Annotated in this window: 12 protein-coding genes and 1 tRNA gene; 6 read left to right on the forward strand and 7 right to left on the reverse strand. The window is 51.8% G+C overall.

Annotated elements, in window-relative coordinates:
- Positions 1 to 144 precede the first annotated feature (144 nt).
- From IPM50_01140 to cyoE, 3 genes are read right to left on the reverse strand one after another with little or no spacing between them, the layout of a single operon-like run.
- On the reverse strand, positions 145 to 621 hold the full coding sequence (locus IPM50_01140) for a DUF420 domain-containing protein (GenBank protein ID QQS33216.1): 477 nt from the start codon (positions 619 to 621) through the stop codon (positions 145 to 147).
- Between the two features lies 1 nt (position 622).
- Positions 623 to 1,321: a cytochrome c oxidase subunit 3 gene (locus IPM50_01145; GenBank protein ID QQS33217.1), complete on the reverse strand. Its 699-nt coding sequence runs from the start codon at positions 1,319 to 1,321 to the stop codon at positions 623 to 625.
- Positions 1,322 to 1,332: 11 nt separating this feature from the next.
- On the reverse strand, positions 1,333 to 2,235 hold the full coding sequence (gene cyoE, locus IPM50_01150) for a protoheme IX farnesyltransferase (GenBank protein ID QQS33218.1): 903 nt from the start codon (positions 2,233 to 2,235) through the stop codon (positions 1,333 to 1,335).
- Positions 2,236 to 2,392: 157 nt separating this feature from the next.
- Here cyoE and IPM50_01155 point away from each other — a divergent pair, with 157 nt between their 5' ends.
- Together IPM50_01155 and ccsA are read left to right on the forward strand one after the other, a co-directional pair.
- On the forward strand, positions 2,393 to 3,898 hold the full coding sequence (locus IPM50_01155; GenBank protein ID QQS33219.1) for a cytochrome c biogenesis protein ResB: 1,506 nt from the start codon (positions 2,393 to 2,395) through the stop codon (positions 3,896 to 3,898).
- Between the two features lie 6 nt (positions 3,899 to 3,904).
- Positions 3,905 to 5,503: a cytochrome c biogenesis protein CcsA gene (ccsA, locus tag IPM50_01160; GenBank protein QQS33220.1), complete on the forward strand. Its 1,599-nt coding sequence runs from the start codon at positions 3,905 to 3,907 to the stop codon at positions 5,501 to 5,503.
- A 15-nt stretch (positions 5,504 to 5,518) separates the two neighbouring features.
- Here the strand turns inward: ccsA and IPM50_01165 are convergent, their stop codons facing one another.
- The 3 genes from IPM50_01165 to IPM50_01175 form a co-directional block, all read right to left on the reverse strand.
- Complete coding sequence (locus IPM50_01165; GenBank protein ID QQS33221.1) at positions 5,519 to 6,505, reverse strand: hypothetical protein; 987 nt, start codon at positions 6,503 to 6,505, stop codon at positions 5,519 to 5,521.
- Between the two features lie 9 nt (positions 6,506 to 6,514).
- On the reverse strand, positions 6,515 to 6,970 hold the full coding sequence (locus tag IPM50_01170) for a GNAT family N-acetyltransferase (GenBank protein QQS33222.1): 456 nt from the start codon (positions 6,968 to 6,970) through the stop codon (positions 6,515 to 6,517).
- Between the two features lie 114 nt (positions 6,971 to 7,084).
- Positions 7,085 to 8,368, reverse strand: a complete 1,284-nt coding sequence (locus tag IPM50_01175; protein ID QQS33223.1) for a PDZ domain-containing protein — start codon at positions 8,366 to 8,368, stop codon at positions 7,085 to 7,087.
- A gap of 75 nt (positions 8,369 to 8,443) precedes the next feature.
- Here IPM50_01175 and ruvX point away from each other — a divergent pair, with 75 nt between their 5' ends.
- Positions 8,444 to 8,935 (forward strand): Holliday junction resolvase RuvX, encoded by a 492-nt coding sequence (gene ruvX, locus IPM50_01180; GenBank protein QQS33224.1) that lies wholly within the window; start codon positions 8,444 to 8,446, stop codon positions 8,933 to 8,935.
- Here the strand turns inward: ruvX and IPM50_01185 are convergent.
- Entirely contained in the window at positions 8,916 to 11,240 is a 2,325-nt protein-coding gene (locus tag IPM50_01185) for a penicillin acylase family protein (protein QQS33225.1), read from the reverse strand. The genes ruvX and IPM50_01185 overlap by 20 nt on opposite strands.
- 127 nt (positions 11,241 to 11,367) lie before the next feature.
- Here IPM50_01185 and IPM50_01190 point away from each other — a divergent pair, with 127 nt between their 5' ends.
- The 3 genes from IPM50_01190 to IPM50_01200 all read left to right on the forward strand — a co-directional run bounded on the left by IPM50_01190 (position 11,368) and on the right by IPM50_01200 (position 12,428).
- A complete protein-coding gene (locus IPM50_01190) occupies positions 11,368 to 11,838 on the forward strand; it encodes a cytochrome c (GenBank protein QQS33226.1) in 471 nt (156 codons plus the stop codon).
- A 6-nt stretch (positions 11,839 to 11,844) separates the two neighbouring features.
- Positions 11,845 to 11,921, forward strand: a tRNA-Arg gene (locus IPM50_01195).
- Between the two features lie 39 nt (positions 11,922 to 11,960).
- Complete coding sequence (locus IPM50_01200; GenBank protein QQS33227.1) at positions 11,961 to 12,428, forward strand: hypothetical protein; 468 nt, start codon at positions 11,961 to 11,963, stop codon at positions 12,426 to 12,428.
- Positions 12,429 to 12,609: the final 181 nt, after the last annotated feature.

Raw genomic sequence — 12,609 nt, forward strand, 5'->3', positions numbered from 1 at the left:
CTCACTATTAGCGATTCGCCCCTGAATGGCACCCGGTACCGTTCATTTGGGTCCCCCGCGTCTCGGATCGATCCGAGACCTCGGTGATCAACTTTTCAACATGAGAAGTCTATCACGGAATTCTAGAAAAGAGCAAGAAAATTATCAAAACAGGACCGAAATTCCCGTAACGGGCCGGTCTGCCGGGTACAGTTGGTACAAGAGTAAATATACCAATACGCCCGTAAAAGCTACGTACAGCCAGATCGGAAACACCAATCTTGCAAGCTTCTTATGCCTGTCGAATTGACCTTTGAGCCCTCTATAGAGGGTAAATAGGACGAATGGGCCCACCAATGCCGCAAGTATTGTATGAGAGGTCAGGATGGTGAAATAGATCGGCCTGATCAGGCCCTGACCTTCAAATCGCGTAGGCCCAAGGCCGAAATAATAAGTCCTTAGCGCGTGGTGTGTCAGATATCCAACAAGAAACAATGTCGAAACCACTGCCGCCGATAACATCGTAAGACGATGTTTCGATATCATTTTTCTGCGAATAAGGACAAATCCCGTGATCAGCAGGATCGTGCTCAGAGCATTGAGCGAAGCGTTCAAATGGGGGAAAATATACAGGTATTCCATGTCACCGCCAAAACCCCAGCAAGGCGAGCATTACTATCCAGATCGCCCCCATAAAGTGCCAGTACCATCCGACCACATTGGCGATCGAACCTATGCGTTTTGCTCGGGTATCTGAAACGGAAGTTGAACTGAGCGACAACAGAACGCTTCCCAGGGCAACGATCCCGCCGATCACATGAACCGCATGCATCGCTGTCATTATGTAGAAAAATCCCGTGTACGGGTTCCCCTCCATATACAGGCCCATCGACCTTAATTGCATCCACACCAGAAGTTGTGAAGCTATGAAGGTCCCGCCCAAGGCGGTAGTTGCGATCATCCACTTGCGAGCGGTTTGATACTGGATCCTATCAACCGCAAGCTTTCCCAAATGATACGTAATACTGCTGAGCACAATGAACAGCGTGCTTAGCCAAACTTGGAAAGGCAGGTCGAATGGCCGCCATTCCAAAGCCCCGTTCGTGGCGATAACGACATATGCCCCGAACAAGCCTGCGAAGGTCATCGCAACAACAAGCAGAATAAAACCCGTAAGAATTCTCGATTTGTCTGAAGTCGGTCCCATCGGCTGCAATACCTCATACGGATCCGGTCCGTCTCCGCGGCCCCCGGAACCGCCGGGATATCCTCCGCCCACGGTGCCATCCGCGGCGATATCGGCGAGCGTCGTTGGTCTGCTGTCTTTAGTGCCTGAAACCATTGATGTTTTGTCTATTGACGATCCAAAACCATCGCCAAATAGAGCAGCGGAAGGTAGATGACCGAAGCCAAAAGAAGCCGTTTTGCCGAAGCGTCCGTACGCTTGAGTGCCATGCTCACCGACTCATACAGGAACCACCCGCTCAAGATCACGGATACGCCCAAAAAGATGAAACTTGATATTTGAAGAAAGAACGGTGCAAGAGATACCGGAAAAAGCATCACCGCAAAGAGCACGATCTGGCGTGCGGTTATGCGGCCCTCCGGCTCAACCACCGGCAGCATAAGTATGCCGGCCTTTGCATAATCTTCGCGATAGAGCCATGCAATGGCAAGAAAGTGGGGAAACTGCCACAAGAACTGAATTGAAAACAACGCCCACGCTCCAAGTGATATCTCGTTTGCAGCAGCCGTCCACCCCATGAGCGGCGGCAGAGCTCCCGGCACAGCTCCGATCGCCGTTGATGCAGAGGTCTTGGTCTTTAGCGGCGTGTAGAGTAGAAGATAACCGACGATCACTATCAATCCCAAGACCGCCGTCAGCGTGTTGACCAATGAAAACAGATATACCTCAGCAGACACGCACAACAAAACACCAAACACGACCGCCTGAGACGAGGTCACTCGAGAAGACTGGATCGGGCGTCCCATGGTCCTTTCCATCTTGACATCGAGTTCTCTTTCCCAATATTGGTTAAGCGTAGCAACTCCAAATGCCAACAAAGCGATGGCAGCCATCGAATGCAGAAACAATCGAAGATCGACGGGTTCCGGTGATGCCAAATAAAAGCCGGCGGCGGAGGTTAAAACCAAGAGAATAGCGATTCGCGGTTTCGTCAATTCCGCAAAACCGGAAAGGCGCTTTCCTAATGTCGGAGAGCGGCTGTCGGTAATAGTTGTTATCTCTGCTGCCATAATGGTACGCGATCATCTCACACGAATTGTCAGCATAAAGCCTCGGGGTTCATTTTCCAAATCCCCTCGCCAATGACCACGGCAAGTACAAAATAGAAGAACGACTAATAAAACCCGAGATGACAAAGAAATCAGGCTAGGATAATCTATGTGTACTATGAGCGCTGCCGAAGACGCTATCAAAGGGCAGGTAAAACCAAAACGAAAGTCCGCTCCATTCCTCAACAGAGCTCTTGATTTTTTGAGTTCAGTTAGATTTGGTGTGGTTACATTGTGCATTCTGGTCGTTCTTTCAATGATCGGGATGCTGATAATGCAGCAGAACGTGCAGGGTTTTGAGGCATACTATGCATCACTCACACCTGCCGAAAAGACACTTTTCGGTTACCTTGGCTTTTTCGACATTTACCATAGTTGGTATTACAATTTCCTTCTCTTAGTACTTTCACTGAATATCATTCTCGCGTCCATAGACCGGTTCCCATCGGCTTGGAGCTACATCGCTAAACCCAAGATCAAGGCGACACGGCCATGGATGCTGGCACGTAGCGATAACGAGACCATTGAGGTCTCATCAGCTTCAAATGACGAAACGGTAGAAAATGTGAAGGCCGCTCTACAGGCATCGGGAATGAAACCGAAAGTCGCCATGGACGGAACGGCCGCAATGGTTTTTGGTGAAAAAGGACGTTGGAATCGCATGGGCGCGTATATTGTTCATGTCTTCCTTCTTACGCTTTTCCTCGGCCATTTCGTTTCGCTGCAGACCGGCTTTGATGCCGATGTCCGCATGGTGCCCGGAGCGTCGACGGACGAGATCCAACTTATACAGTTCAACTTGGACCGCAAGGAAAAGTATGCCGTGAAACTTCCATTCACGATGGAATGTACGGACGTTCAGCAGAAGCTTATCAATGAAGGCGGTTCCATCGATGTGAACAACACGTTGGATTGGCGTACCGAGCTTAAGATCACAGATCCGCAATATGGTGAGATCATCGCGGATGTGAGCATGAATAAGCCATTTCATTATCGCGGCTACAGATTTTTCCAGGCACAGACCATCCCTGTCGGCAACGCCCGCTTCATTAAACTTGAACTAACGCCAACCGCCGGAGGCGAAGCCGAACGAGTCGAGTTAAAGCGAAATGGAAACACCACGCTGGCCAACGGGACCTTGATCGAGTATGCGGATTTTCAACCGGATTTCACGCTGGGGCCCGACGGCAATCCTGATACCCGCAGCGGTGATTACAACAATCCTGCCGCAGTCCTTTTTGTAACTCCTCCGGGAGGTGAACGAACGCGTGTTTTTGCTTTCGCCCAAAAAATGCCGGACAACATCCCGATCGGGGCTCCAAAGGCAGGATATAAGTGGCAGCTGATCGAATTCGAGAAATCTCCTTACGCCCATATTCTCTCTATCAAATATGATCCCTATGAAGCAGCGTTCATCGCATGGTACATAGGCGGTTTCGGTCTGATGGGTGCTCTATGCTTTGTCTTTTTCACCTCGCACAAACGAATTTGGGTACGCGTTGAAGAAAAGGACCAAGGTTCTGTCGATGTTGTTTTCGCCGGTGAGGCAAACAGAAACAAGATGGGTTTTAGCGATCTCTTCAAAGGCGCAGTCGAGAAATTTAGATCTAGGTTGGGAAAATAAAACACTATGCAGGAACTTGACAGGTTAGAGGAACGAGTCACTTTCTCTTCATTTATCCCGGGAATCGCGGTTCTCTTGGGTTCTTTTCTGATGTTAGGGCTTCGCTTTCAGATGGGCGAGAACTTTATATCGGATGGGGCTCTGATGATGATAGCGCTTGCCTGCTACATCTTGGGCGCGGTCTTTGCTCTTACGAATCTTTATGCACCTTCCCAAATGGCCGAACGCATCGGCTTTTTTGGGGCGGCTTTGGGCGTCTTTTTCAATTTCTCCAGTTGGCTCGTCCGCTGGGTCAATGCATACGATCACGAGATCGCAGTTATGCGTGCAAGCGGTAACATGGCTGAGCCGTGGATCTGGCGGTATGTGCCGTTTGCTAATCTCTACGACCTAAGTCTTGCATTCGCGTTCGGTGCCGGCATAGCCACCCTGCTCTTTGCGCAACGCCGAAAGTTCCGAGTACTCTCTGTTTTCACATTGCCGCTTGCCGCTCTAATTCTGGTACTGGCTCGTTTCATAGGCGGCGAATTCATCGATCTTCCTCCGGTTCTTGATTCATATTGGCGTCCGATCCACGTCGGCGATGCGTCGCTCAGTTACGGCGTCGCTCTGGTATGTTTCGGTGTTGCCGTGATGTACCTGCTTAAGGACGGCGTGAAGGTTGAGGCAATGGCGATCTGGTCCAGTGTTTTCGCCCTCTCAGTGATAGCAACGATCAGCAAATTTTCGGTATTTACAGAATTCGTCTATCGAACCGGATTGTTCGTTCCGAACGAAACAGGCAAAAAACCGTTTTCGGCTCCGTTTCGTCTCGAACTTCCGTACGTCGGCCCGGTGCTTGTTGTCACAGGTATTCTTTTAGCGGGTGTGGTTGTAGCGTTCCTGTTATATCTTTACAAGGATAATCTGAAAGCCAAGGTCATTGGCCACTATTTGCTGAAGGCCGCATTTGTCGCGCAGATACTGTCGATCGGGCTCTTGGTAAGCGGTATTCGATCGGGCGGTGAAGACACATTCGCTCGTCTGCAGGAGCAGCTCAATCGCCAGCCTGAGCAATACACCATTGCCGGGAAGGCAATGGCCGAACGGCAGAATCTGACCGCTCAGGAACTCGCTCAATTGACACCAAGGCAATTTGACCAAATGGGACGAGCATATGTCCAAAACAACGGGCCCGGAATGTTCATGGGTTTGGGCACCAATCCTGTTGAATTTTCGGCACTATTGACCGCGTTGGTCGGTACCTTTTTTGTAACGCTCTTTGCATTTAGAACGGATGTCATACGCGAGCGGCTTCCAAGTCTTGAATCGCTCGATAGCCTGATGTACAAGACCGCCTCCCTCGCCTTTGCCGGACTGGCGATCCTGCTGATTACCGGGGCGATCTGGGCCAATGAGTCTTGGGGAAGGCCGTGGGGCTTTGACTCAAAGGAGACCGGTGCACTCGTCGCCTGGCTCACCTATGCCGCGTTCCTGCACACAAGGATCGCACGAGGGTGGAAAGGACGCAGTTCGGCCTACTTTGCGATAATCGGCTTCTTGTTGGTGATATTCACTTATTTGGGCGTGAGTTACCTGCTGCCCGGCTTGCACAGTTATGCGTAAGGATTACGCATAGGTCTATTCAATGGTAAATGTCGCTACGTCCAATAGGGCGTAGCGATTTACTTTTCCGTCCTTCGTTCTAACGGTCAATTGACCCCTATCAAAAGAAAAGCTTTGCACTTCCGACATCCGATTCTCGATGACCCGTCCGTCCTTTAGCACGATCCGAATTACTATTCCGGCCATCGGATCCACAACTTCAGCTTCCGCCTTTTTTGGATCAAAGATCGTTGCCGGGCTATCGCCGGGTCTCGCCGTTGACTTGGCGGTTGCCGGCTGCTTTGGATCAGCCGCTTTTGGATCTTTTGGAGGGCTTGGCGCTTTTACAGCAGCTGCGGATGGCTGACGCCGCGGCGGCGTTCGACCTCGTATAGGACTCTGGGCGGGACGTTCGCTGTTTCGAGCTTGAGGTCGAGCCACGTTAATTTGTTTTTGAGCGGTATCAGCCTTTTCCTCTGCAGGTTTTGCGGCCGGCTCCGGAGCCCGGACGACCGCAGTTTCCACCCTGGAAACAGCCACCTCCCGGCGGATGGTCGGCGCCTCAACGGCATCTTTGCCTGATTCGGTAGAAGCGACGAAACTACCTGCAAACTTGATTACAAATGTTGCCGGCTCGTCACTTGGCGTGCGGCCTTCGATCCGCAGAAGGAGTTTCTCCGGCTTCCTGAAATAGATCAGCCGCCCGGTTTCGTTTCTCGAAGTATCCGCGTAAATGATGATCTTTCCTACCGATTGCATGGTATCGGCGATGAAAACATCGATGTCGCCGCTAAAATTCTGCGTCACCACGTTCATGAAAAGATCACCCTGCGAAGCATTGAACGTATAGAAATAGCGTGTAAGCCTGTTATCGCCGATCCTGCGGGCTGCTATGTTGCCGCTGATCTCGTTCGAGTAAACAGGCGTGGGAAAAAGCTGGTCTGAGGATTGAGCTCCCGCGGTGACAGCAAATAGAGCTACACAAAAAATAATGCGGGTAGATCTAGAGAATAACAACAACATTTCTTAAGACTAGAGATATTTCTTAAGATGAATGAGCCGCGACGTTTCGCTGTAGCCTAGCTTTGTATGGGCGTTTAAGCTGACCGAATTTTCCAGTTCAGCATCAGATGCCATTTCTATACAGCCATGTTCACGGGCCCAGTTCTCAGCAGAAGCGACCAAGGCGCGTCCGATGCCCTGCCGCCGGGCATGTTCCTCGACAAACCAGCCTTCGAGATATCCGACGTCTTCGCTCTCACAGTCTTCAGCCATGGGGCGAATGCTGGCCTCAATGAACCCGCAAAGGCCTCCGGAACCGTCATCCGCAACTGCAACGAACTGAGATTCCGGGTCCGAAATAATATCATACATTTCGTCCTGGTGATCTTCGTCCGCGGTGCCGTCCCACAGAAGCCTCCTGAGCCGAAACCACTCGTTAAGGTCAGTTTCCGCAAAAGGGCGAACGATCACGTTTGAGATCTCCATTTCCCGTCAATTCTACCAGTCATCCGAGGTCAAAACAATGCAGTCTTCAAACGAAAAGAGGAACCGTTGAGGTTCCTCTACATCCAGTTTCGGCAGACCTGATTTCTTCCCGCCTTATGCGGCCTTAGCTTTATCGGCACCGAGCAGAATTTCAACTGCCTTCTTGAACTGCACGTCCTCGATCTCCTTCTTTGCAGGTGACGGTGACGGCGATGGCTGCGGTGTTTCGGGAGCCGTAGGGTCGAGATTTTCTACGTCAAGCGGCGGAAGAACATCCGGACGTTTTACTTCGATTGTCGGTTTTACGCCCATCGTGGCACGCTCCTCGCCGAGGAACGGAACGCCTGTCGGCGAGGCCCACTTAGCAACCGTAAGCAAATAGCCGTCGCCGCTCTTTAGCGTGAACAGCTTTTGCTCGGTTCCGGCACCGAATGTCCGCTCTCCGATAACCTCGCCGCGTTTTAGATCAGCGACCGCAGATGCCACGACCTCGGCGGCACCGGCGGAACTGTTATCTATCAGGACCGCAAGTTCACCGGTGAATACGGCCTTCGACGGATCGGCTGAGAATGAGCTCACAACCTTGTTATCGCGACCGATGACTCGAGCTAGTTCACCCTCACGAATAAAGAGATTCGCAACCGCTACGCCCTCTTGAAGCGTGCCGGCAGCAACGCCCCGAAGATCGAGAATGACCTTTTGGAGGCCCTGCTTCTGAAAATTATCCAATTGGGCCTTGATGTCGCCGGCTTCTCCGGTCTCGAGGCTGTATACTCTAACGACTCCGATCTTGCCCAGTTCGACGCGAGTTTCAACCGGCGGCACTTTGTATGTCCCACGAACGACCTTTATCGTCTGCGGGCGTTCGCCGGAACGCAGGACCCGAAGATCGACGGTAGTGCCCGCAGTTCCCGTGATCAGTTGTCTGGCATCGTAAAGCGAAATGTCCCGCGTGGCTTTGTTGTCGATGTATTCAATGACGTCTCCCGACCGCAGACCGGCCCTTTCTGCAGGCGAGCCCTTGATCGCAGAAATGACGTAAAGATAGCCCGAGATCTGAGAAAATTCCGCACCTATACCGACCTTGCCGCTTTCGGCATTTTCATTGAAGGAACGTACTTGTTCCGCAGTCAAAAAGGACGAATATGGATCGAGACCCGCGGCCAGGCCGCGTAGTGCGCCCAAGCGAACCTTATCCATGTTGGGTTCGTCAACATAGTCATTCTGAATGTGCTGGAGAACCGATTCTACTATCCGGATCTGGGCCGCCGAATCATTGACGGGTTGTTGGGCCGACGTCGAGAGCATTCTCCCGACAAAAGGCATTCCGCCGACCATTGCATATGCGGTCACAATTCCTGAGATCCCAACTACCCACAGTTTTGCTTTCATTGACATAAAAAACCTCGTATCGTTTAGACATTGGAGCGTCTTAGCGATACTTTCGCTAGTATCCTCCGCCGCAGCAGATCGATGCAAGACCAAGTTGAAGAAACACACAATACCAACGAAATCGCAGATCCGGAGATCATCACGGCGGCCGGCAGACTGCTGGCGTTCGATCCCGGCACTAAATTGTGGGGAGTCGCCGTTTCCGATCCAACTAGATCAGTAGCATCACCGCTCACCGCCGTTTCTTCAACAAACTGGAAAAGATTGCTGTCAAGCGTCAAAGAACTAATCGCCCGTTATGATGCTGCGGCAGTGGTCATTGGTTTGCCGTTGGAATCTGACGGCAGCGAAGGCAAAATGAGCCGTTATTCACGCCGATGTGCCGAGAAACTGCGGCTTTCGATAGATCTTCCGATCCATCTTCAGGACGAACGGGTGACCACCTTCGAAGCACGGCGCCGATTATGGCTGCGGGGAAAGAACGCCAAACTCGAAAAGAATGCGGTTGACAGCGAAGCCGCCGCAGTGATCCTTGGCGACTTCCTGGACCGTCTTACTTCGGCGAATAAGTGACGTTCGTAACAGCCGCGGCCTTTATCGCAACCGGAGAAAATGGAAATATTGGCGCTTTGCCGCTGCTCCATGCACCGAACTGATCTCGGAAATGTTTCGACGAAGGATCACCGGATTGGCCTAATGGAATGACAAATCTCGTTTTATCCCAGTCCCCGGGCGTTGCGACATGCCGCATTGAAACATATGACGCGACATTCGGCGTCTGTCCGCTGCCGTCGAGATTGGCTTTAGGCGTCGCGAAAAGTGTTCCGATAAGCGGAGTCTGTGCAAGCGGGTGCGGAAAATTGGCTGCGGCCTCCTTCCCCCAGTGCCATGTTTCACGATCTGCAGAATATTTCTTGCTGAGCTTCTCTACCGTCTGTGCGTCGCAGTACTTTGCCAACTCGCCGTAGTCCTTGAACGTCGCGGGCAGCCATCTGCTCGATCTGTCCCTGACGGCCCAGTAAAGGACCCTCTCCCGGACCGCGGCAGCGGTAGCGGGCCGAAATGCATTGGCGATGGTCTCGCCGAAGCAGTTGCGAACCTCGTTGACATAGGTTGCTGTCGTCGAGATAACGGACATTCGGCCGTCCCACGTCTTCAAGGCATGCAAGGTCGTCTCGTCCAAAACATTCAATCCGGCCAAGTCCGCCGCGAACATCTTCAACGGGATGTTCATAATATCGAATTGAGCTGCTTCTGAGCTTTCCAATGTCGCCTTGGGATCTGCCGAGATCAATTCATACAAGCGTCGGGCACGCCAAGGTGGGGCCGCGTCTCGTGACATCTGCGGATATTTATAATCGGTCCCGACGATACGTTGATTCGCCGTCATAATGAATCCCTCGGGTGGGTTGTACAGAAACGGCAATTCAGCAAACGGGATCATACCGATCCAGTCTCCGTCGCTCTTCCCGGCGTCATACGGCAAAGCACCGTCCCCGACGCGTCTAATCGGTATCGCTCCCGCAACCTGCCACCCAATATTTCCTTTTGTGTCAGCGTATACAAAATTCTGCGTCGGTCCGCCGTAGGATCGCAGTGCTTTGCGAAAATCTTCCCAGTTCTTCGCACGGTTGATGAGAAAGAACGCCTCTACCTCGTTATTCTTTGGATCGAGCGCCGTCCATTTCAGCGAATACGACCGATCGCCTTGGTTCAAGATGATAGGGCCGTTGTCCGTTTCAGTAACCGCGAGATTTTCAATAGAAAGTGTTGGATCGGTAGGATTTGCACGAAACCGAATGCTTTCGGTTCGCGTCCGGACTTCTCTCAACCCCGACGCGGTCAATGCCTTTCCATCCCGTATTGTTTCGGCGTATAGATCCTGTACGTCAGGACCGACATTCGTCGCGCCCCATGCGATGTGTTCATTATGTCCCAACACAATACCGGGTGTGCCGGGGAACGTTACACCCGCAGCCTTAACGCCCGGCATCGACAAATGTGCCATGTACCAAATTCCCGGTGCGGCTGGTGCTAGATGAGGGTCGTTAGCAAGAATTGGCTTCCCGCTTGCCGTGCGTTTTCCGGAAATGACCCAATTGTTGCTTGCCGCAAGGTCTTCGGCATAAAGTCCTACGGATCTAAGTGACGCCTCGCGAAGCTTATTGTCTTTGAAGAGTTGATCTGACCAATTGAGATCATTTGGGTGGGGTGCAATTTCGGAGACACGTCCCGGGGGCTTTGAATCCTTGCCGAAAAGCACCACATCATAAGGGGTAACCGTTTTGGTCAGATCGTCGGCCTTGTCGGCGGGCATACCGGCGATCGCAAGACGTTGAAGGTCGCGCTGATAGGTGCTGCTTAAGGCGTCCGCCAGGATCTTTCCGATCACTAACGAGTCCGCAGGTTCCCAAGGACGAGGTTTATAACGCAGGATCTGAAATTCTCGCGGCAGCTTATCGTCGGGCAAAGACGACATATACGCATTAACGCCGTCCGAATAAGCCCGTAGTGCTCTCACGATCTCGGGCCCCATCCTATCCAAGCTGTCGGAAGCGACCTTAGCAAATCCAAAACGCCGCCAGCGTTTATCTTGTTCCAGGGTCATCCTGCCAAAGATCTCTGCCGTCTCGCCGCGAGCAAGGCGCCGCAGCAGATCAAGCTGCCACAGTCGGTCGCTCGCGATCACATAGCCCTGCATGAAGTAAAGATCCAGTTCATTCTTTGCTTCAATGTACGGAATACCTCGATCATCCCGTTGGACGATGACCTTATCCCGCAGACCCGTTATTGCGGCCTCTGACTGTGACCTGACAACCGGGACGATCAATATCAAAGCGATGCCCATCGCGACCGCGAAACGTGAAAAGAGCTTCATACGTCACAAGATAAATGACCCAACGAAACAAGGCAACGTACTAGCGGCATTTTTAACGTTGCCCGGTCCTTCGAAGATATCCCGCATTTTGAGAAACAGTAATGAATCCGCTAGACTCATCTCTGTTATGACGTATCTAAAACTTTCCATTGTTATCGCCGCGTCGGTCTTTTTTGCAGCATCTTGCGGCGGCGGCACCGTTGAGAACAAACAGCCTGAAAATAAGCAGGCTGAAACTGCTAAAACGCCGTCACAGCCCTCTGAAGGCAATCCGGAAGCTCGCGACCGCGGGGCAATAATGAAGGACCTCTACACCGCAAATTGCGCCCTTTGTCACAAAGAGGACGGAACAGGCGGCAAGATGAGCAAAGACGGAAAGACCCTTAACGTCGAAGATCTGACGGCTGAGAAGATCAAAAAGATGTCAGATGAGAAGATCGCCGGCTACATCAACAACGGCGTACCTAAGGAAGGAATGCCGGCATTTAAGGACAAGCTCAATGAACGGGAGGTTGCAATGCTTGTCCGATACGTCCGAGTCCTTCAGTCGCCTCCGTCGGCTGCATCGAACACAGGCGATCCGACAGGTTCTAAATAGTTTCTCGCACCCTTAGCTCAGTTGAATAGAGCGTCTGACTTCGGATCAGAAGGTCGCAGGTTTGAGTCCTGCAGGGTGTACCACTTAAACAAAAAGGCGTCCCCGCGACGCCTTCTTTTGTTTTGAGGCTGCTCTCCTTTTCTTTCATACCCGATCCCGCCGACCCGCCGGATAGCCCTTTCAATTCATCGGCACAGGAGCGACTTTGCAAACCTGGCGATCTAGGTAAAACAGGCCGGCTAGTTTACACAGATCCAAAATATGTATCAAGGTCACGTGACAATGGCCTGTTTTCTCGTGACATTGGCTTGATTTCTCGTGACAATGGCTTGATTTCTCGTGACATTGGCTTGATTTCTCGTGACATTGGCTTGATTTCTCGTGACATTGGCTTGATTTCTCGTGACATTGGCTTGATTTCTCGTGACATTGGCTTGATTTCTCGTGACATTGGCTTAAAGTCACTTGAAAATGCCTTGAAAAAACTGATCCCGGGCGAGAAACCGGCGAAAATGACTCGCTTTGAGGTTGCCCGTTTCGATATCGCACGTAGCTCAATGCTGATAACCTATTGTATTTCAGAGGTTTAGCGGCACACGGCGAAAACGGCCCCCCAAAACTCCAAAGCCATCTCCGGTATCGGCCCCGACAGTATCCATTTTTTCGTATTTCGATACGCCCCGTGTTTGGCCAAATATAACTGCGGCGTCTGTAGTTGAGCCGCAATTGTGGATCTGACCGGTAGCGCTTTCCGCTTGTCGAGCGGCGCAT

Source organism: Acidobacteriota bacterium, from assembly GCA_016700075.1.
GTDB lineage: Bacteria > Acidobacteriota > Blastocatellia > Pyrinomonadales > Pyrinomonadaceae > OLB17.

Excerpts from the sequence above, each read along its gene's own strand:
- IPM50_01140 (QQS33216.1), bottom strand. The coding sequence starts at position 621 with ATGGAATACCTGTATATTTTCCCCCATTTGAACGCTTCGCTCAATGCT.
- IPM50_01145 (QQS33217.1), bottom strand. The coding sequence starts at position 1,321 with ATGGTTTCAGGCACTAAAGACAGCAGACCAACGACGCTCGCCGATATC.
- cyoE (QQS33218.1), bottom strand. The coding sequence starts at position 2,235 with ATGGCAGCAGAGATAACAACTATTACCGACAGCCGCTCTCCGACATTA.
- IPM50_01155 (QQS33219.1), top strand. The coding sequence starts at position 2,393 with ATGAGCGCTGCCGAAGACGCTATCAAAGGGCAGGTAAAACCAAAACGA.
- ccsA (QQS33220.1), top strand. The coding sequence starts at position 3,905 with ATGCAGGAACTTGACAGGTTAGAGGAACGAGTCACTTTCTCTTCATTT.
- IPM50_01165 (QQS33221.1), bottom strand. The coding sequence starts at position 6,505 with ATGTTGTTGTTATTCTCTAGATCTACCCGCATTATTTTTTGTGTAGCT.
- IPM50_01170 (QQS33222.1), bottom strand. The coding sequence starts at position 6,970 with ATGGAGATCTCAAACGTGATCGTTCGCCCTTTTGCGGAAACTGACCTT.
- IPM50_01175 (QQS33223.1), bottom strand. The coding sequence starts at position 8,368 with ATGTCAATGAAAGCAAAACTGTGGGTAGTTGGGATCTCAGGAATTGTG.
- ruvX (QQS33224.1), top strand. The coding sequence starts at position 8,444 with ATGCAAGACCAAGTTGAAGAAACACACAATACCAACGAAATCGCAGAT.
- IPM50_01185 (QQS33225.1), bottom strand. The coding sequence starts at position 11,240 with ATGAAGCTCTTTTCACGTTTCGCGGTCGCGATGGGCATCGCTTTGATA.
- IPM50_01190 (QQS33226.1), top strand. The coding sequence starts at position 11,368 with ATGACGTATCTAAAACTTTCCATTGTTATCGCCGCGTCGGTCTTTTTT.